Here is a 19,767-nt window from a genome sequence, read left to right as displayed (position 1 = left end):
ATTGATTATGCATAATTACTTCCCCCTCCTTGAAACCTGTTCATTTTAGGTTCAAGATTGTTGGGTTTTAATAGATGTATTACTCCAGATCAGAGATTGATGAGGAACCGAATGGCAAACCAAGCGTATCAAATGGCTTTAGTCACACAAGATAGTTTAGATAGCTATATCCGATCAGCGAACAGCTACCCAATGCTGACCCCTGAAGAGGAACGTGGACTTGCAGAGCGATTACATTACAAAGGTGAGATCGATGCTGCGAAAGGCTTGATCCTTTCCCACCTACGATTCGTGGTACACGTTGCAAGAGGATATTCTGGCTACGGGTTACCAATGGCTGATCTTGTCCAAGAAGGTAACATCGGCTTAATGAAGGCTGTTAAGCGCTTCAACCCAGAAGTTGGTGTTCGTCTAGTATCTTTTGCTGTTCACTGGATCAAAGCTGAGATTCATGAGTACGTATTGCGTAACTGGCGTATTGTTAAGATCGCAACGACTAAAGCACAGCGTAAATTGTTCTTTAACCTACGTAAGTCTAAAAAGCGTTTAGGTTGGTTCAATAATGGTGAAGTCGAGACTGTTGCTCGTGAATTAGGTGTCGAGCCTTCAGAGGTTCGTGAAATGGAATCTCGTTTAGCGGCTCAAGATGCTACGTTTGAAGCGCCTATGGATGATGACGACGGTGGCTCTGCTTATACTGCACCAGTTTATTACCTTGAAGACAAAGCATCAGATGTTGCTGAGACAGTTGAAGCCGCTAACTGGGAATCTCATACCAACAATCGTTTAGGTCTCGCATTGAAGAGCTTAGATGAGCGTAGCCAACACATTGTTCGCTCACGTTGGTTAGATGACAACAAAGCGACGCTGCAAGACCTTGCCGATACTTACAGCATTTCTGCAGAACGTGTTCGTCAGTTAGAAAAGAATGCGATGAAGAAGTTGAAGCAAGCTGTTGGCGACTTTTAAAGGCAGATAAGCCTGAAGCGGTAAAATAAGCTGAATTTGAAAAGGCCGAGATCGAGAGATCTCGGCCTTTTTATTTTCGATCGATTTCTCAACTTTTGCGATCGAAATTTGCAAAATGATTTTGTGGATAACTCTGTGAGAAGTTTATTCGTCAGTTGTCTAAAAGCAGGGTGTAGTAAGGCTTTGTGAGGGTTTTTGATGTGGGGATATTTTTCATAACACCCACAGTTAGATCAGGATCATCACTACATGTTGTGGATCTATTTTAAAAAAAACACTTTATTCACGCAATCCACAGATTTATCCACAAACGGTGTAAAAGTGATCGCTGGTGGATAACCTTATTAAGTGGATGTGATTGTTAGCCTTGGGATAGGTTACAATGGCAGCAAAGTAAATCAGCATAAAAGAGAAAGTCATGGACCAGTTTAAACATATCGATGTTAAAAGCGCTCAAGCCCTTATAGAACAAGGCGAAGCAAGACTTGTCGATATTCGTGACCCGCAGTCTTTCGCGGTGGCTCACTCAAAGACAGCTTATCACCTTACCAATGATACGATGGTGTCGTTCATGGATGAGGTAGAGTTCGAACAACCTATTTTAGTCATGTGTTACCACGGCATTAGTAGCCAAGGTGCTGCACAATATTTAGTGAACCAAGGCTTTGAAGAGGTATATAGTGTTGATGGTGGCTTTGAAGCTTGGCATCGTGCTGAACTTCCAGTGATCGCTGGGTTATAGCCTTTAGCACTTTAGCCACTTCAAGCCTTTCTAATAGCATGAATAGGAAATAACAATGATTAGACTGATGGTGTTAGACAATCCTCGTCTTGCGCAATCATTTATTGATTATATGGCTTCTCGTCAGATCCCTATTCAAATGTCTGCTGAGGGAGAGGGACGTTTTGCTCTTTGGCTGATAGACAGTCAATACCAGGTGGAAACTGAGGCGGAGCTGAATCGTTTTCTTGCGGAACCTAATCATAAACGCTATCAAGCGGCCTCTTGGGACATGGCAGAGACTAGAAAGAGCAACTTCCATTACCATACTCCAAGCTTTATGGGCATGATCAAAGCGAAAGCAGGCCCTGTGACACTAAGCCTGATGTTGGTGTGTGTTGTGATTTTTGTGCTGCAACAGATCGGTTTTGGCCAAGCTATTTTCAATGCTCTGCATTTTCCAGCAGTCGATGGGCAGCAATGGCAGCTATGGCGCTGGTTGAGTCATGCCGTTTTGCATTTCTCTGTTATGCACATCGCATTTAATATCTTGTGGTGGTGGCAGTTAGGTGGAGACATCGAGAAAAAGCTAGGTAGCCTCAAGCTACTTCAGATATTTGCTATATCTTCTGCGCTTTCTGGCGCTGGACAGTATTGGGTTGAAGGAGCAAACTTCGGCGGCTTGTCTGGTGTTGTTTATGCTCTGGTTGGCTACTTATGGATTTTAGGGTCGAAAGCCCCTCAGCTTGGTTTGAGTATCCCAAGGCAGATCGTAGGCTTTATGCTGTTGTGGTTAGTGCTTGGTTACATGCAGCCGTTCATGGCTATCGCGAATACTGCTCATTTAGCCGGTTTGGCGGCAGGTTTAATTATCGGTTTAATTGATTCAATGAAAGCACCTCGCTCTGCAACAAGCTAACTCTCGTATCATCGAGAATAGACAAGTGCTAGAGACAAAAAAGCGGCCAGATGAGCCGCTTTTTTATTTGGATTTCTTTTCACATCTTCATTATTGATAAAGGTATTTGGTAAACAATAAGTCAGCAATGAGGGTTTTACCTGTCTCAGGAAGCAGAATCTTGTTGAGATGTTCAACTAAGGATTTTCTTAAATCTTCGCGACCAGACAGAGATTTGATGGTTTCTTCGTTTTGTTTGCCAAGCAATTCAATCACTGCATCGCGAATCAATGGTTGGTGATGCTCAATGGCCGCCAAGTCATCGCTATTCGCGACCATGATATCGAGGCGAACTTGAATATAGCCCAGCTTTTTACCTTTGGTGTAAAAATTAGTGGTCAGGTCTGGCTCTAGCGTGAAGTAGGCTAGTTTGGGCCCCGACTCCTCTTCTGCGAAGCTAGATGCTGAAAAGAGTAGAGTAATCGCAAGAAATATTTGGGCTACATAACGTTTGTGCATATTTGTGACTTTTCTTTAGTTTATTCGCGATATTCGAAACGCATTAGTCTTGTTACAATGAGCGGTCTAAATCTAAATACGTTTACGATTCGAAGAACGCTTTAATTTTGTTCGAAAGTTGAAGCTTTATTGTACGTGTAAAGTCACCTATTGAATACTAGTATGAATCAGCCAATATCGCTGTATCTTAATTCGTTAATGAATGTAGATTGGCAAAGTACAGAAACATTTGATTTTCCTAATAAAACCACCAAAGAGTGGCTTATGGAGCAAGGTTCTCTTTCCCGCAAGTTGGGGAAGTGTTGTCAGCACCTGTCTGTTGAGTTGCTTCATAATCAAGTTGTAGAACGCTCAATGTTGCAACAAGACGAGGAACATCTTTTATCATCATTTGATTGCTTGCTGCGTAAAGTGATTTTGAAGGGTGATGATGCCCCATGGGTGCTAGGTCGAACCTTGATTCCCCGTGTGACGTTAGAAGATCATCAACACTCCGACCTTTCTCAACAAGGAAATGTCCCGCTTGGACTAACGGTGTTTAGTGCTGAGAATGTCGAGCGGGATGCGCTGCAAGTCGGTTGGGTTATCGCAGGTGATGAGTGTTTACTCGCGCGTCGCTCTCGATTATGGATGAACCATAAACCGATGCTTGTGGCAGAACTGTTTTTACCAACATCACCCATTTACTCTAAGGAGAGTGTGTAAATGTTTGCCACCAAAGCGAAGGCGTACTGGCAATTAACGCGAATGAATCGCCCGATTGGTACTCTGTTACTCCTTTGGCCGACTTTGTGGTCGCTGATTATCGCCGCACAAGGTATGCCTGATTTTGATGTCTTGGTTGTTTTCGTACTCGGCGTCGTGTTGATGCGTTCAGCTGGCTGTGTGATCAATGATTTTGCGGACCGTAAAGTGGATGGCCATGTTAAACGCACCAAGCAGCGTCCATTACCCTCAGGTTTGGTTTCCAGTAAGGAAGCGATTCTGCTCTTTTTAGTGCTAGCCGTAGTTTCATTTTTGCTAGTACTCACCATGAATCCACTGACCATTAAGCTCTCATTTATTGGTGTGGGTCTGGCGTTCATTTACCCTTTCATGAAGCGTTTTACACATCTTCCACAGTTGTTCCTCGGCTTAGCGTTTAGTTGGGCGATACCAATGGCATGGGCTGCACAAACCAATGAACTACCAAGTATTGTTTGGTTTATCTTCGTTATTAATGCTTTGTGGACGGTTGCTTACGACACGCAATATGCGATGGTAGACCGAGATGATGACCTGAAGATTGGTATTAAATCGACGGCTATTTTATTTGGTCGCTTCGATAAGCTTATCGTCGGCTCTTTGCAACTTGTTACTCTAGCGATGCTGATTGTGTTAGGTATGCACTACCAATTGGGTGATACTTTCTATTGGGCATTGTTAGCCGCAGGCAGCTTGTTTGTGTACCAACAACATTTGATGCGGCATCGTGACCGAGACTTATGTTTTCAAGCTTTTCTAAATAACAACTATGTTGGCATGGCCGTAACGGTCGGTTTGTTCGTTACCTTCTGGTAAGCATCAGTTTTTATCAAACGAATATTCAAGAAAAAGGCACCCAGTGGGTGCCTTTTTTGATCGCGTTGAATCTGCTATCAGAGCCCTGCTATATACAGGAATTACTCGACTTGGTGAATACTCTCTTGAATAGTCAGACGGACTTCTGGGTAAAGCATCGAGTAAAGAAGCTTAGCGAATTGCTGAGTCTTCTCTAAATCGCAGTTGCCGTCGTTATCTAGGTACTGTTGCTGCTTCAACGTTGCGAACATAGAAGCAAACACGCCTTTATCGAAGAATTCGGGAGCATTGATACCATGCAATCGACCAAGTCGCTGTGCGATGTCTTGGCTTTTCTGCTCAAGGTCAGATTTGTCCAGTTCCGGATTCTCTGCCAGCAAGTTTAGAGCAATAGAGTAGCGCTGTAGCGTTTCTGAAATCGTACGGCCTAACAGCATAAGAGCTTGGCTGTTCGATTGGTTGATCGTCACTTCATTGTCAGACACAACAATCATGCCCTGGCTAACAAGTTCATCAATGATGTTTGATACTACGCCTTCAAGCTGTGATTCGTCGTAGCTTAAGAACAGCTCTTTCTTTAAGAACGGGTAAATTGCTGCAACATTCTTTTGAATCGCTTCAATCGATAAACCGCGCTGACGAATGGTCATCTGGGCAATTAAAGATGGCAGAGCGAACAAGTGAATGATGTTGTTTCGGTAGTAGGTCATCAGAATTGACTGGTGACGGTCTAGCGAAATAATGTCGCCCATTGAGTCTGATTCAATCAAGAACTTGTTCAGTGATTCAGCATGTTTTACCAAATCTTCAGCGCTGTCTTTTGGCACAGTGAACGTTGCTGAATATGGAACGTTCTTAAGCAGAGACAGGTAGCAATTGATCTGAGAAACCAAAGAGTCACGAGACAATGCGCGCTGTCTTGAGGCCAATAGCGCGGTTGCACAAAGGGTCAATGCGTTGGTCGCCGCGGCATCGTTAATGTGCGTCATCATTTTGGTCGCCAGGTCATTAACCACTGGATTCATCCATTGTGGTTTACTGGTGCCCATTGGGTCGATGTCTTTGGTCCACTCAGGTGAGTGTTCATTCAGGTATTGGTTCAGTTGAATCGGCTCACCGAAGTTCACGTAGCCTTTACCAAAGTTACGTAGCTTACGAATGGTACGAATCACTAAGCTCGCGTTTTCTTTCTCTTTACGCTTGCCACGAAGTTCTTTCGCGTAAGTCGCCACTTCCATCACGTGTTCATAACCAATGTACACAGGGACCAAAGTAACAGGACGGTTCATACCACGTAGCATTGCCTGAATGGTCATCGCTAGCATGCCCGTTTTCGCTTGCAGAAGACGACCCGTACGAGAACGACCACCTTCACTGAAGTACTCTACTGAGTAACCTTTAGCGAACAATTCCGCTAGGTATTCACGGAAAATCGTCGAGTAAAGCTTGTTGCCTTTGAAGCTACGGCGAATAAAGAACGCACCACCATGACGGAAAATAGGACCGGCAGGGAAGAAGTTGAGGTTAATACCCGCCGCGATGTGCGGAGGCACCATGCCTTCATGATAAAGCACATAAGAAAGCAGTAAGTAATCCATGTGGCTGCGGTGACAAGGGACGTAAACAATCTCGTGACCGTCTTGAGCTAGCTTACGAACCGTTGAAGCGTTGCTAATATGCAGACCTTGGTACAATTTATTCCACAACCAACCAAGAATTTTCTCACCGCGTTTAATTAACGAGTAAGAGAAGTTAGCTGCGATCTCATCCATGATGTCCTGAGCTTCTTTGCTCGCTTTCTCGATCGAGATGTTCTTTGTTTGTGCTTCGTCTTCAATTGCTTTCTTGATTGCTTCTGATTTGAGTAGACGATCAAACAGAGCTTGGCGGCTTGGTAGGTTAGGGCCTGATGCAGCAAGCTTTTGGCGAGAGAAGTGAATACGTGCCACACGCGCCAGTTTGTGCGCGATGGTGCTGTCGGTACCGTGTGAATTAGCCATGTAGCGAAGAGATACCACAGGACTAAAGCGAACTAGACAGTCACGACCAGCGAGCAATACCGCTTTTGATTTCTCTAAGCCATTCATTGCTTGTAGGTAAGGTTTCTGGTTAGTCTCTTTACCAGGTTTACGTCCCCAAAGTACAGTGGTAGGGATAACTTGAACATCGAGCTCAGAGTCTTCAGCATGCAGTGAAAGCAACTCAGAGAAAACTTCAATTGAAGAGCTTGGTACATAATCATCGTCTTGAAGCAGAGTTTTGCGAGAAGAGATAAAAACGTAGCGTTGCAGTGATTTGCCGTTGATTTCAAGCTTGCTTAATGGATCAGGTAGACCTAATTCAAGTGCATGTTTTTGCAATGTAAGAATGTCGACACTTGAGCGAAACGGTAAGGCGTATACAATCGGTTTGCTCAAATCAATGTTCAAATCCTCAACAGGGTTTGAAGGAATTGATGTGCCCTTTACCAATACGGATAAAGGTAGCTTCATTAATGAACGTGAAAAAGATTGTCCAGAAGACATATAGGTTCACTGCCTCAATAGTTATTTCAATGTGCTCAAGCGTATCTCTATTTCTATGATGAAAAAGGATAAATCCTATGAGTGAAATAGGGATAAGCCTAGGCGTAAATTTAATCGATGCAAGAATACCAGAAACTGGTCTAACCTTTTAATGGAAATAGTCATATTGCCGTTAAGTTTGTGGAAAATCATTCATCGACTGATTGAGTATAGAGTTAAAAATGACCAAAAAATCAAACACCGGATTCAAACGCATCATAAAAGCAGCAGGCTTTTCATGGCAAGGCCTCACAAGTTCGTTTAAAAGCGAGGCTGCATTTCGGCAAGAAGTGTTCATGGCAGCAATACTGATTCCGTTGGCATTCTATTTGGACGTAAGCCAAGTTGAGCGAATCTTGATGATCTCAGCTGTTGTGTTAGTGATGGTTGTCGAGTTAATCAATACCGCGATTGAAGCAGTTGTTGATCGAATCGGTAGTGAGCATCATGAGCTTTCTGGGATGGCGAAAGATGTCGGCTCGGCGGCTGTTCTCATCTGTCTAATACTTGCGGGTTACGTGTGGCTAGAGATCCTATTTTTGTGATTCTTGAAAAATGAACTAAAAACAACCAATTGCTTTGCTTTTGTTCAGTTACTGGATATACTCACAGTCAACTGTATAAAAAGACAGGTGAATCATGAAGCCGTTAACGCCGCGCCAACAACAAGTTTTTGATCTTATCAAAAGTAAGATTGACGATTTCGGTATGCCACCGACACGTGCAGAAATTGCACGAGAACTAGGCTTCCGCTCTGCTAATGCTGCAGAAGAACATTTAAAAGCTCTTGCTCGTAAAGAAGCGATAGAGATTATCCCGGGTGCGTCTCGTGGTATTCGTATTTTGCTTGAAGATGCAGCAAATGAGGAACAAGGTTTACCATTAATCGGTCAGGTTGCCGCTGGTGAGCCTATTCTGGCTCAAGAACATGTAGAAATGCATTACCAAGTAGACCCAGGTATGTTTAAACCTCAGGCTGACTTCTTACTTCGTGTAAATGGCGAAAGTATGAAAAACATCGGTATTATGGATGGTGATCTACTGGCTGTTCATAAAACACAAGACGTACGCGACGGTCAGGTTGTTGTAGCTCGTGTTGATGATGATGTAACGGTAAAACGCCTAGAACGCAAAGGTTCAACGGTTCTGTTACATGCTGAAAATGAAGAGTTTTCTCCAATTCACGTCGATCTAGAATCTCAACATTTGTCTATTGAAGGGCTGGCTGTTGGTATTATTCGTAACACCGACTGGATGTAGTCATTGCAAAAAAGCTTATTGATATTTATTCTCAATAACTTGTTATTGTAATTGATATTCATTATCATCTTCTTTGTCTAGATACAAGGAAGATGATGATGCCAAATCCAACCAAACCTCAAATGAAGCCGCTTATTCGTAAGCCGCGCTCCTCTGTTCAAAAGGCTTCTTCTAATCAAGGGTCTGCACATCAAGAATTCCAAGTTCCGACGAATCTCGTTCAACATCTTTGGTTTCGCAGCCGCGAAAGCCTTGCCGATGACGGCCTAGTCTATGACCCTATCGCAGCTCAAGCCTGCAAACGCTGCCAATTAGCACCAGAATGTCTTACTGGTGAACTCGACCAACAACAACTCCTTTACGCGACACTGACTCAACTTTGTGATTCTCAAGTTCAACAGTTTTTATCTCATAACCCAGATGCTTGGATTATTAACGTGGGAGCAGGGCTCGATACCCGTTTCTACCGTTTAGATAATGGCCGCTGTCATTGGGTTGAGCTGGATGTAACCGAGAATCTGCTTTGGCGACAACGCCTGTTCCACAAAAATGAACGCTATCGTTTAGAGTGTGGCTCTGTTGACGACTTAACTTGGTTAGATGAACTTAACATTCCAGAGCAAGCTTCTGTGATGGTGGTGTGTGAACATGCTCTGCTTGATTGTAATGAACAGCTGACGGCGCACTTTATTCAGTCATTGAGTCGTTACTTTACTCATGCACACGCGTGTTTAGTGTTAGCTGGAGACAAAAGCTCGAGTGCTCTTGGGCAAAAGCTCGGTTCTGGAAAGTATGCTCACGGGTTGTCTTCACCAATAGACAGTGTTCTCAATTGGTTGCCATGGGCGCAATGGGTTAAGTCATTTTCACCATTAGAGCAGCAATGTAATCGTTGGAAGTTGTGGCAGCGATTGTTGTGTAAGATTTCTCAGTTTAAAAAGCGTTTAACTCCTCAATTAGTACTCGTTAAATGGTAGCGTTAGCTTCTTCTATCAACACATAGTTTGGTAAAAGCTAACCAATACACAAAGTACACAACATAGTGAAAGCCCACCCACTAGGTTAAACTATCGCCTCTAAACTAAGAGGTGATCGTGAAGCTATTTAATCCCCAAATTATTTTTCAAACGCTATCCAATCAGGCGATGCACAAAAAAGTGTTGTTGCTCGCGATCCCGATGGTTCTCTCTAATATTACGGTTCCACTGCTGGGCTTAGTCGATGCGGCGGTTATTGGTCATCTAGAGCATTCTTGGTATTTAGGTGGTGTGGCATTAGGCGGCACTATGATCAGTGTGACCTTTTGGTTGCTTGGCTTCCTGCGTATGTCGACAACAGGGCTAGCCGCACAATCCTATGGTGCGAATGATGGCAAGCAACTTGGCTTAGTCTTTGTGCAAGGCGTGACTATGGCCTTAGGGTTTGCTGGTGTCTTTTTGCTTTTACACAGTCTAGTCGCCGATTTAGTTTTCTCATTGAGTAGCGCCAGTGATCAAGTTAAGCACTATGGTCAGCAATATTTCTCAATCCGCGCTTGGAGTGCACCTGCTGCGCTAACTAACTTTGTAATTTTAGGTTGGTTACTCGGAACTCAAAATGCCAAAGCGCCAATGTGGATGGTGATTATCACCAACATCACCAATATCATTTTGGATATCGTTTTTGTTATCGGTTTAGGGTGGCAAGTGGAAGGTGCTGCATTGGCATCTGTAATGGCGGATTATGCTGGTCTAACATTTGGCCTGATTTGTGTTTACCGAATCTGGGCGAAGAAACAGTTACCATCGCCATGGGATCTGCTTAAGAAAACTAGCCAAGGTTTGAGTCGTTTCGTGAAACTGAATCGCGATATCTTTCTTCGTTCATTGTGTCTACAAGCGACTTTCACTTTCATGACTTTCCAAGGTGCAAGCTTTGGCGATGATGTTGTTGCGGCCAATGCCGTGTTGATGAGTTTCTTGATGATCATCTCTTATGGGATGGATGGCTTTGCCTATGCAATGGAAGCTATGGTCGGTAAGGCGATTGGCGCGAAAGACAAAGATGAACTAAACCAGTCATTGATTGGTACTTTCTTCTGGAGCTTCAATACTTGTTTAGTACTGACCATAGCGTTCGTAATCGCTGGCTCTAGCTTAATCAATATGATCACCACAATCCCAGACGTGAAGAGCCAAGCCGAGGTGTATCTGCCATGGCTGATTGCGATGCCATTGGTATCTATGTGGTGCTTCTTGTTGGATGGTATTTTCGTTGGGGCCACTAAAGGCAAGGATATGCGCAATAGTATGTTTGTTGCGACTTGCAGTTTTTTCGCGATTTTCTACTTAGCATCAGGCTTAGAAAACCATGCACTGTGGCTAGCGATGCTGAGCTTTATGGCAATGCGCGGAATTGGTCTTGGTGTGTTGTTTGTTTCTCAGTGGAAAAAGGGTGAGTTTCTCGCTTAGCTTACTTAGATAGCTCAGTTCAGGGAGCAACAAATAGAGGCTGTACAGGAAAAGGTGTATTTAGAACATCATGATCTAATTACTATTAATGCTTTAATGTTCAATATCTTAAATAAAAACAGCAAGCGCGCTGCTTGCTGTTTTTGTATTTGGCCTATGGATGGTCAAATACTCCTATTGGTTCTTTGTCTAGAATAAACGGTTAAGCCCGTTGAGTGCTGCAACACGATAAGCTTCTGCCATCGTTGGGTAGTTAAAGGTTGTATTTACAAAGTACTCGATGGTATTCGCTTCACCTTTCTGCTCCATAATCGCTTGTCCGATATGGATGATTTCAGCGGCACGCTCACCAAACACGTGGATACCTAAAATCTCTTTGGTTTCGCGATGGAACAGAATCTTCAAGCTACCAATGTCTTTACCCGCAATTTGAGCACGAGCTAGGTGCTTGAAGGAAGAACGTCCCACTTCATACGGTACTTTAGCTGCGGTAAGCTCTTGCTCAGTTTTACCAACAGAGCTGATCTCCGGGATGGTGTAGATACCTGTTGGAATGTCTTCGATAAGGTGGCGTTCAGCTTCACCTTTCACTATTGCTTGAGCCACAAATCGACCTTGGTCATAAGCAGCGCTTGCTAGGCTAGGGTAGCCAATCACATCCCCGACAGCATAAACATGATCAACATTGGTTTGGTAATTGGTATTTACTGAGACTTGCCCACGAGAGTCCGATTCTAGCCCAACAGCACCAAGGTTTAGTCTGTCTGTGTTACCTGTTCGGCCATTGGCATACAGTAGGCAATCAGCACGCATTTTCTTACCTGACTCTAGGTGAATGATTACACCGTCATCAGTGCCTTCAATTTTCTCAAAGGTTTCATCGTTACGAATGACTACGCCACTGTTCCAGAAGTGGTAAGAAAGCGCATCTGAGGTTTCATTGTCTAAGAATGACAGTAAGCGGTCTCGAGTATTGATGAGATCGGTTTTTACGCCCAAACCACGGAAAATCGACGCGTATTCACAGCCAATAACGCCAGCACCATAGATGATGATATGTTGCGGGTCGTGTTTAAGAGAAAGAATCGAGTCGCTGTCGTAAATACGTTCATGCAGAAAATCGACATTATCTGGTTGATAAGGACGAGAACCTGTCGCGATAACAAATTTGTCCGCACTGTAATGTTCTTCAGTACCATCGCTTTGCATTACCGAGACAGTGTTAGTATCGATAAAACGTGCAGTACCAAACACTAGCGTACACTGGTTGCGGTCGTAGAATCCTTGGCGCAAGCGAGTCTGTTTGTCGATGACTGATTTAGCATGCCCCAAGATGTTAGAGAACGTTGAGTGAATGCTTTTGTTGTTCTGACAAAACAGCGGATTGCTGTTGAATTCGATAATACGACTAACAGCGTGACGCAGTGCTTTTGACGGAATGGTTCCCCAGTGAGTACAACCACCACCAACGCTGCTTTCTTTCTCAATGATTGCAACGTTCAACCCGGCTTTGGTTAATCCCATCGCTGCCCCTTCTCCTCCGGGGCCACTACCAATTACGATTACATCAAAGTGGTTGGAGTGTGGCATAGCTATCTTCCTTGTTATATTTGATTAACATTGCTTTAGCGAGATTTTAACTGATTCTGTTCTTGGGTACATGAAAAGGGTATCAGAGAGTCGGTGAGATCACGCCGAGTCATCGAAAAAAGAATATTTGGTATGTCGTATGTCTCCAAATGACAGTGTGGATATTGAAATTTTTTCTTCGAACGTATTTACTTCGATACGTGAACAAAGAGGTGTGTTTAGTGTCTTATATAACCAGAGTGCCTTATATAAAGAAGTGATTCGCGTTATATTAACCAGAGAATCAGACATGCCTGTTTAGGCTGTAAAAGAAGAAATTGATAAAGTATGAAACCAATGGGCATTCGCGCACAGCAAAAAGAAAAAACTCGTCGTAGCTTAATTGATGCAGCATTTAGCCAACTCAGCGCCGATCGTAGTTTTTCCAACCTAAGCTTGAGAGAAGTCGCTCGTGAGGCTGGAATAGCACCGACTTCCTTTTATCGTCACTTTAAAGATATGGATGAGCTCGGCTTAACCATGGTTGATGAAGGTGGTTTATTATTACGCCAATTAATGCGTCAAGCTCGTCAGCGTATAGTAAAAGAAGGCAGTGTGATTCGCACATCGGTTGAAACCTTTATGGAATTCATTGAAAGCAGCCCAAACGTATTCAGACTGTTATTACGCGAGCGCTCAGGAACTTCATTTGAGTTTCGTGCAGCGGTAGCTCGTGAGATACAACACTTCTCTGCTGAATTAACCGAATACCTGATAACGACAGGCATGACAAGAGATGAAGCTTTTACTCAAGCAGAAGCCTCGGTCATATTGGTTTTCAACTCAGGGGCAGAAGCATTAGATTTAGATCGACGTCAGCGAGATGAATTGGCTGAACGCTTGATCATGCAATTACGAATGATGGCCAAAGGGGCTTTTTGGTATCGTAAAGAACGTGAACGTAACCGATTAAAAGGCGGGATTGAATAATGTCGAATGAAAATAATACTGTAAACCGTGGTTCTGAAAGAAAGACACTCGTACTTGCTGTTGTTGCAGGTGTGTGTGGTGATGCACTGTTATCTTGGGTAACAATGAGCGAAGTGGGCTTCTCTATTTTCCCGTTGATTGCTTTAGTTTTGGCTGTACAAGCGCTTTACCAAGAATACCTAACTAATCCAGTATCTGAAGATATTCCGTTAGTGGGTTTGGCTTGTTTCTTTGTAGGTGCATTTGGCCACTCGGCTTTTGTGAAAGCACAGCACCCTGATGCAGGTTCAAACTTCTTTGCGATTATTGTCGCGATGCTGCTTTTAGCTTGGGTAGGTAAGAAGTTAGGCTTTATCGGCAAGACAGCTTAAGCCAACCTATAAATAAAAAAACGAGCCGATTGGCTCGTTTTTTTGTATCTGCTGTTTGTCTTAGGTCGAGAAAGCGTGTTTTATGCTTTACGTTCTAAGAACACACCTGCTTCCATGTGGTGCGTGTAAGGGAACTGGTCGAACAGAGCAAAACGAGTGATATCGTGGGTTTCGCTTAAGATCTCTAGGTTCTCTTTCAGTGTTTCAGGGTTACAAGAGATGTACATGATGCGCTCGTAGCCTTGCACCATCTTACAAGTATCAACGTCCATACCTGAACGCGGTGGATCAACAAAGATAGTGTTGCAGTTGTAGCTCTTTAGATCGATGTTTGCTTGCTGTAGGCGGCGGAATTCACGCTTACCTTCCATTGCTACGGTAAAATCTTCCGCAGACATACGAATGATCTGAACATTATCAATCTTGTTCGCCGCAATGTTGTATTGAGCAGATTCTACAGATGGCTTCGCTAGCTCTGTTGCAAGTACACGCTCAAAGTTTTGTGCCAGAGCTAATGAGAAGTTACCGTTACCACAGTAAAGCTCAAGCAAGTCACCTTTGCTGTCTTGAGTACAGTCGACAGCCCATTCCAACATTTTCTCTGCTACTTTGCCGTTTGGTTGAGTAAAGCTGTTCTCTACTTGCTGGTATATATAGCTATCACCATTCACATCTAGCTTTTCAATGACGTAGTCGCGATCCAGTACGATTTTCATCTTACGCGCACGGCCAATCAGGTTTAGGTTAAAGCCTTCATCATTTAATTGCTGCTTAAGCGCTTTAGCATCTTGAATCCACTGTTCACCTAATTGACGGTGGTAAAGCAGTGACACCAAAATCTCACCGCTTAACGTAGAAAGGAAGTCTACTTGGAATAGCTTGTGGCGTAGAGAGTGGTTGCTCTTCATTGCATCCGTTAATAGAGGCATTAGATCGTTGATAAGACGACTAGCCGCAGGAAACTGGTCTACGCGGTATTTTTCTTTGGTCTCTTGATTGAACATGACGTAATACATATCGTCACCTTCATGCCACACGCGGAATTCAGCACGCATGCGGTAGTGTTGTTCTGGAGATTCATACACTTCCAGCTCAGGCACATTGTATTGTGAGAACATTTCAGTAAGACGTTCAGTCTTTTCTGCGAGCTGTTCTTGGTAGCGTTGCGGGTTTACATCTAAATTCGCCATTGTTATGCCTTTTGCTGTCGTGCTTTTAAATCAAGAGCGCAGATTTTATTCAATCACAGGCGCTTGTCCAGTGTTGAGAGCTATTCAATGTAAATCGACCTTGAAAACTATAGCTTATAACTATCTTAGACTAGACAAATGATTCATAGGTTAATACTATCTCCGACAAGCTGGTGCCATTTGGATGTATAGATGGCTGAAGAGGGAATCTGGTGTGAATCCAGAACTGACGCGCAGCGGTAAAAGAGAACGAATATTCATAAGACACTGCAAATAGCTTTTTGTGGGAAGTCGAATATTAGGTAACCATAAGGTTGTGCTCTTGAGTCCGAATACCTGCCAGCGGCTAAGCCACACAATGTGGTTTGGTAGGACTTTACGCGATTTAGGATCACAACATGAACAAATCCCTTTTAGCGGTTGCTGTAGCATCGCTGCTTTCACCTATCTCCAATTTACATGCCCAAGAAGCCACTGCCGACGAAACCATGGTCGTTACAGCTAACCGTTTTGAGCAACCTCTCAGTGATGTTATTGCATCAACGACTGTTGTATCAAAACAAGAAATAGAAGAAACCCAAGCTAAATCTCTAGTGGATGTTTTGAAACGAGTACCTGGCGTTGAAGTTTCTCAAAATGGCGGACGTGGACACAGCGCATCTGTTTTTATGCGCGGCTACAATAGTGATCAAGTATTATTTCTAGTTGATGGTGTTCGTATTGACTCTGCTGCTGGCGGTATTAATTTTAACCACATCCCAGTAGGCATTATTGAGAGAGTTGAAGTGATTCGTGGTTCTGGCGGTGCTCTTTATGGTTCTGATGCTGTAGCGGGTGTAATTAATATTATTACAGCCTCTGGTAGTTCAAGTGAATCGACAAGGATTTCTGTTGGAGCTGGTAGCGACGCTCAAAAGGAAGCTAACTTTTCAACGACCCGTAATTTGTCTAATGGCGGAACATTAAAGCTCGCTGGTGGTTTTGATGAGACTGAAGGTTACGATATCAAAGATCCTGCTACTGGACTTAATTATGGCTATGAAAGCCAAAATCTCTTTGCATCGTATTCTCAACCTATTAATGAGGCCTTTTCAGGCAGTGCTTCAGTTCGTTGGTTCGATAGTTTAACTGAGTACGACTCTAGTGGTAAGAACTATGGCTATTCTGAGAATCTGAGTGTTACAGCTGCTCTTGATTATAAAGGTGATAACTTAAGCTCGACTCTTAGGGCTAATCAACAAGCGATCGAGAACCTAGACTATTCACAAACTCAGGGCAAAGATAATGCTGGTACTAAAAAGAAAATAGACCTAACGAACTTACAGTTCTTAAATCAATATTACATCAACGAGAACGTTTCTGTTGGTGCTGGCGCAGATTGGCGTAGAGAAAAGCTTGATGATGATGCTTTGTCATATGGGTTTCCTGATGCTCTAGCTGGCGAGTCACGAGACACGACGGGTGTTTACGCTTCTTCTGAACTTAGGTTTGGTGATGTGCAAATCGTAGGTAGTGTGCGTAACGATAAACACGATACATACGACAATCATACGACTTGGTCTTTAGGTACTCGTTATTACCTAACGGAGAAGCACTCGTTAAGAGCTGCCGCGGGTACATCATTTAAAGCTCCGAGCTATTCTGATCTGACAACAAACTCAGACCTGAAGCCTGAAGAAGCTGAAAATCGCGAAATTGGATACACCGGTGAATTCGATTTATTCAAACTGGACATAACAGCATATGATAATGAAGTCGATAACTTGATTATTTGGTATGAAGGTAGCCCATTTTGGTACCCTCAAAACGTAGATGCAAAACTGAAAGGGTTAGAAATTACAGGTAATTTCGACACGTGGTTCATCCATCATACGGTTGTTGCTGAATTTAAAGATCATAAAGACTCAGCTGGCAACAAGTTAGCGAAGCGTGCTGATGAAAACTACAAGTGGTTGATGGATGCTTCATATGAAGATTTCGATGTAAATCTTACTTATACATATACAGGTGATAGAGCGGGTAACCCAAAAGAAACCACCGACCCAGATAATATCTTGCCATCAGTGAGCTTGTGGGATGTTTCTGTGGGGTATTGGATTTCCCCTGAGTTGGTTGTTCGTGGCCGAGTTGATAATCTAACTAATGAAAAATACCAGACAACGCTAGGATATAACGCACCTGAGCGCAGGTATTTTGCGAATCTAGCTTACCAATTCTAATTTACACCTAAACCGCCTCCGGGCGGTTTTTTCTTATTGGGTATATCAATGAAAAAGAAAGTCGTCATAAGCTGGTCGTCAGGTAAAGACTCGACATTAACGCTAGAGCGTCTACTTGAAAGCTCCGAATATGAAGTTGTTGCTCTCTATACGACATATGTTGGAGATGAGGTTCCTTTCCAAGTGACTCCGATTGATGTTGTTGCCATGCAGGCGCAATTAGTCGGTTTGCCATTAATCACGATTGAGCTTCCAGAAGTGTTTCCTAGTAATGAGATTTATCAAAGTACTATTGTTTCCGCACTTAAAGGTTCTGGCTTATCAATTGATGCGGTCGCGTTTGGAGACATGTTTTGTAATGGCATTGCAGATTATCGAAAGAGCTATATAGAACCAGCTGGTTGGGAGTGCGTGTTCCCTCTAATGGGAGAGAGCAGTCAGGCATTAGCGACTGAAATAATAGGCAGAGGCATCGAAACCTTTCTCGTCACGGTCGATAGCGATGCATTAGATATGAGCTATTGCGGGAAGGAGTACACACTTGAGCTCATAGGTAGCTTACCGAGTCATGTCGATCCATGTGGCGAAGATGGTGAGTTCCACACCTTAGTGACGTCAGCGCCATGCTTTAAAGGTAAGCTCAAGATAGATCTAGAAAATGTAGATCAAGGTGAGCGCTTTGTTCATCAACGCTACCGAGCTTGCATTATGTAGAGTGATGATTGGCGAAAACTAAGTGAAGGGGTATCATTGCTGCGGAACTTATTATAGGTAATGGTTGTGGCGGAAAGCATACAAAAAAACATATTGATCTTTGATTCTGGAGTTGGTGGCCTGTCTGTATATAAAGAGATAAGTCAGTTACTACCAAATCACAATTATATCTATGTATTCGATAACGAGGCTTACCCATATGGCGAGCTCGATCAGCAAGTTCTTATCCAGCGAGTCCAAAGTATCGTCGCTAGCTTTGTGGTGAGTCACGCTATTGATATTGTAGTGATAGCTTGTAATACGGCCAGTACGATAGTCTTGCCTACACTTCGCGCTAATAATCTAATCCCAATTGTTGGCGTTGTTCCGGCAATCAAGCCAGCATCCCTACTTGCCAATAAAGCGTTGGGTCTCATTGCTACTCCTGCAACGATTACGCGAGAGTACACACACGAGCTCATCAACAATTTCTCGAGTAATAAAAGAGTCGAACTTTTAGGTTCTACTCGGCTGGTGGATATGGCCGAAGATAAACTCAGAGGCGAGGAAATTTGTATTGAAGAGTTGCAGCAGATTCTTCAACCGATGATCAACATGGTTGATGTGGCCGTATTAGGGTGCACACATTTCCCGCTGATAAAATCTGAGATTCAACAAGTCTTGGGTAAGAGTGTTTTATTGGTTGATTCCGGTAAAGCGATTGCGAAGCGAGTTCAAGATTTGTTGGATTTGGATAGTGGTGATAAAGAGAGAGGATTGCGTGAAGTTTTTTGTAGTGCACCTCCTAAAAAAGAAAGTGCACTAAATAGTATGTTAAAGCAGTTAGGGTTTAGCTCAGTTCAGATTCGTCCGTTTCAGGATGTTTAGGATCATTTGCAACTCGTACTTTTAAAGTTCGTTGCATGTAATCTTTATCGTTAAGTGCAGAGATTGCATGATTCACATCATCACTTGCCATAACAACAAATCCAAAGCCTCTTCTTTTACCAGTACGTTTGTCTTTCATTAAACGTACTGCAAATACTTCACCATGCTCTGAGAATAATTCACGTACATGTGATTCATTCGCTTTGTATGGAAGGTTACCCACATAAAGTGTTTTTGTTGAAGCCTTAGGTTCAGAATCAGATTTTGAGTCGGTGCTTGAAAAGTTAACAACAAAAGCGGAAGCCAAGACACCAAGGATAAAGGTAATTGCAGGCGATATATCTACCTGAGAGAAAACAATGCCGCCTAATACAGCCAGTGCGACAATTAACAACATCGATTTTTTTGAGTTCATATCGGAATACTACATATTAATAAACGAAATAGACGCATCTACTATTAACAAAATAGACACATGAATCTTACGTTCATGGCTTCCATATTTCCAATGTATTGCTGTGATACGTCTCAAATGTTTAGTTTTTATTCGAAAAATGCGAATCTGGTGGCTTTTTAGACGAACGAAATTTTTATTTGAAAAAGTCCTTGTGCTCCATATCAATCTCTCTATAATGCCGCCTCACCGACACGGAGTGAGACGAGAGTCACACAGCGAAATCGGTAGAGGAAAAGAGTTTGAAAATAACCCTTGACTCTCAAAGTGGTGCAGGTATAGTACGCACCCCTAGCGACTGAGATGTGAATCACAAAACGCTAGCGCTCTTTAACAATTTAAACCTATCAATCTGTGTGGGCACTCGTTGATGAATATCAAAACGTTTTATTCTTTTGGATAAAACAGTTACTTCGGTAACAAACTTGATTTCAATGAACTGAGTGACCAAT

General features: G+C 43.1%; 19 protein-coding genes and 1 riboswitch. Of the genes, 14 read left to right on the top strand and 5 right to left on the bottom strand.

The features are described from left to right. Positions 1-111: 111 nt before the first annotated feature. The 3 genes from rpoH (at position 112) to glpG (ending at position 2,609) form a co-directional block, all read left to right on the top strand. On the top strand, positions 112-969 hold the full coding sequence (rpoH, locus tag ACFI6G_RS20025; protein WP_010438716.1) for an RNA polymerase sigma factor RpoH: 858 nt from the start codon (positions 112-114) through the stop codon (positions 967-969). Between the two features lie 418 nt (positions 970-1,387). Continuing rightward, positions 1,388-1,711, top strand: a complete 324-nt coding sequence (gene glpE / locus ACFI6G_RS20020; protein ID WP_010438714.1) for a thiosulfate sulfurtransferase GlpE — start codon at positions 1,388-1,390, stop codon at positions 1,709-1,711. Positions 1,712-1,766: 55 nt separating this feature from the next. Next, complete coding sequence (gene glpG, locus ACFI6G_RS20015) at positions 1,767-2,609, top strand: rhomboid family intramembrane serine protease GlpG (protein WP_462710439.1); 843 nt, start codon at positions 1,767-1,769, stop codon at positions 2,607-2,609. Between the two features lie 90 nt (positions 2,610-2,699). Here glpG and ACFI6G_RS20010 read toward each other — a convergent pair whose 3' ends face one another. After that, on the bottom strand, positions 2,700-3,107 hold the full coding sequence (locus tag ACFI6G_RS20010) for a flagellar basal body-associated protein FliL (RefSeq protein ID WP_010438708.1): 408 nt from the start codon (positions 3,105-3,107) through the stop codon (positions 2,700-2,702). Between the two features lie 162 nt (positions 3,108-3,269). On the opposite strand from ACFI6G_RS20010, the gene ACFI6G_RS20005 reads away from it, so the two are divergent. Both ACFI6G_RS20005 and ubiA read left to right on the top strand, forming a co-directional pair. Then, positions 3,270-3,812, top strand: coding sequence for a chorismate lyase (locus ACFI6G_RS20005; protein WP_010438706.1), 543 nt, complete (start codon positions 3,270-3,272; stop codon positions 3,810-3,812). Further along, a complete protein-coding gene (gene ubiA / locus ACFI6G_RS20000; protein ID WP_010438705.1) occupies positions 3,813-4,667 on the top strand; it encodes a 4-hydroxybenzoate octaprenyltransferase in 855 nt (284 codons plus the stop codon). A gap of 101 nt (positions 4,668-4,768) precedes the next feature. Here ubiA and plsB read toward each other — a convergent pair whose 3' ends face one another. Continuing rightward, positions 4,769-7,192, bottom strand: coding sequence for a glycerol-3-phosphate 1-O-acyltransferase PlsB (gene plsB, locus ACFI6G_RS19995; RefSeq protein WP_016791847.1), 2,424 nt, complete (start codon positions 7,190-7,192; stop codon positions 4,769-4,771). Positions 7,193-7,413: 221 nt separating this feature from the next. On the opposite strand from plsB, the gene ACFI6G_RS19990 reads away from it, so the two are divergent. From ACFI6G_RS19990 to dinF, 4 genes are all read left to right on the top strand, one after another. After that, positions 7,414-7,776, top strand: coding sequence for a diacylglycerol kinase (locus tag ACFI6G_RS19990; protein WP_010438699.1), 363 nt, complete (start codon positions 7,414-7,416; stop codon positions 7,774-7,776). Between the two features lie 94 nt (positions 7,777-7,870). Beyond that, positions 7,871-8,491: a transcriptional repressor LexA gene (gene lexA / locus ACFI6G_RS19985; protein WP_022570862.1), complete on the top strand. Its 621-nt coding sequence runs from the start codon at positions 7,871-7,873 to the stop codon at positions 8,489-8,491. A 98-nt stretch (positions 8,492-8,589) separates the two neighbouring features. Then, positions 8,590-9,468, top strand: coding sequence for a class I SAM-dependent methyltransferase (locus tag ACFI6G_RS19980; protein ID WP_016768444.1), 879 nt, complete (start codon positions 8,590-8,592; stop codon positions 9,466-9,468). 117 nt (positions 9,469-9,585) lie between these two features. Then, entirely contained in the window at positions 9,586-10,941 is a 1,356-nt protein-coding gene (gene dinF / locus ACFI6G_RS19975; RefSeq protein ID WP_016768445.1) for an MATE family efflux transporter DinF, read from the top strand. Between the two features lie 189 nt (positions 10,942-11,130). Here dinF and sthA read toward each other — a convergent pair whose 3' ends face one another. Further along, entirely contained in the window at positions 11,131-12,531 is a 1,401-nt protein-coding gene (gene sthA, locus ACFI6G_RS19970; protein WP_010438694.1) for a Si-specific NAD(P)(+) transhydrogenase, read from the bottom strand. 327 nt (positions 12,532-12,858) lie between these two features. On the opposite strand from sthA, the gene fabR reads away from it, so the two are divergent. Then, complete coding sequence (gene fabR / locus ACFI6G_RS19965; protein ID WP_010438693.1) at positions 12,859-13,500, top strand: HTH-type transcriptional repressor FabR; 642 nt, start codon at positions 12,859-12,861, stop codon at positions 13,498-13,500. Then, positions 13,500-13,871 carry a YijD family membrane protein gene (locus tag ACFI6G_RS19960; RefSeq protein ID WP_004736696.1) on the top strand — a complete coding sequence of 124 codons (372 nt, stop codon included), beginning with the start codon at positions 13,500-13,502 and terminating at the stop codon, positions 13,869-13,871. The genes fabR and ACFI6G_RS19960 overlap by 1 nt, the downstream gene beginning before the upstream one ends. 80 nt (positions 13,872-13,951) lie before the next feature. On the opposite strand, the gene trmA is transcribed toward ACFI6G_RS19960, so the two are convergent. Further along, the gene (gene trmA, locus ACFI6G_RS19955; protein ID WP_016783992.1) at positions 13,952-15,061 is read right to left on the bottom strand and encodes a tRNA (uridine(54)-C5)-methyltransferase TrmA; all 1,110 of its coding nucleotides are present in this window, start codon (positions 15,059-15,061) and stop codon (positions 13,952-13,954) included. Positions 15,062-15,215: 154 nt separating this feature from the next. Continuing rightward, positions 15,216-15,419: riboswitch (cobalamin riboswitch) on the top strand. A 40-nt stretch (positions 15,420-15,459) separates the two neighbouring features. Here trmA and ACFI6G_RS19950 point away from each other — a divergent pair. Genes ACFI6G_RS19950 through murI form a run of 3 tightly spaced genes read left to right on the top strand, consistent with a single transcriptional unit; the run spans position 15,460 to position 18,861 of the window. Continuing rightward, positions 15,460-17,280 (top strand): TonB-dependent receptor domain-containing protein, encoded by a 1,821-nt coding sequence (locus ACFI6G_RS19950; RefSeq protein WP_010438683.1) that lies wholly within the window; start codon positions 15,460-15,462, stop codon positions 17,278-17,280. A gap of 48 nt (positions 17,281-17,328) precedes the next feature. Then, positions 17,329-17,994: a Dph6-related ATP pyrophosphatase gene (locus ACFI6G_RS19945; protein WP_016793352.1), complete on the top strand. Its 666-nt coding sequence runs from the start codon at positions 17,329-17,331 to the stop codon at positions 17,992-17,994. Positions 17,995-18,054: 60 nt separating this feature from the next. Beyond that, complete coding sequence (gene murI / locus ACFI6G_RS19940) at positions 18,055-18,861, top strand: glutamate racemase (RefSeq protein WP_016768449.1); 807 nt, start codon at positions 18,055-18,057, stop codon at positions 18,859-18,861. Here the strand turns inward: murI and ACFI6G_RS19935 are convergent. Next, on the bottom strand, positions 18,824-19,276 hold the full coding sequence (locus tag ACFI6G_RS19935; RefSeq protein ID WP_010438674.1) for an RNA recognition motif domain-containing protein: 453 nt from the start codon (positions 19,274-19,276) through the stop codon (positions 18,824-18,826). The two genes, murI and ACFI6G_RS19935, sit on opposite strands and share 38 nt — an antisense overlap. Between the last annotated feature and the right edge of the window lie 491 nt (positions 19,277-19,767).

It is taken from the genome of Vibrio sp. PSi01, assembly GCF_054960695.1.
Note: the sequence above shows the minus strand (reverse complement) of the source record. Positions and strands in the feature narration are given on the sequence as shown.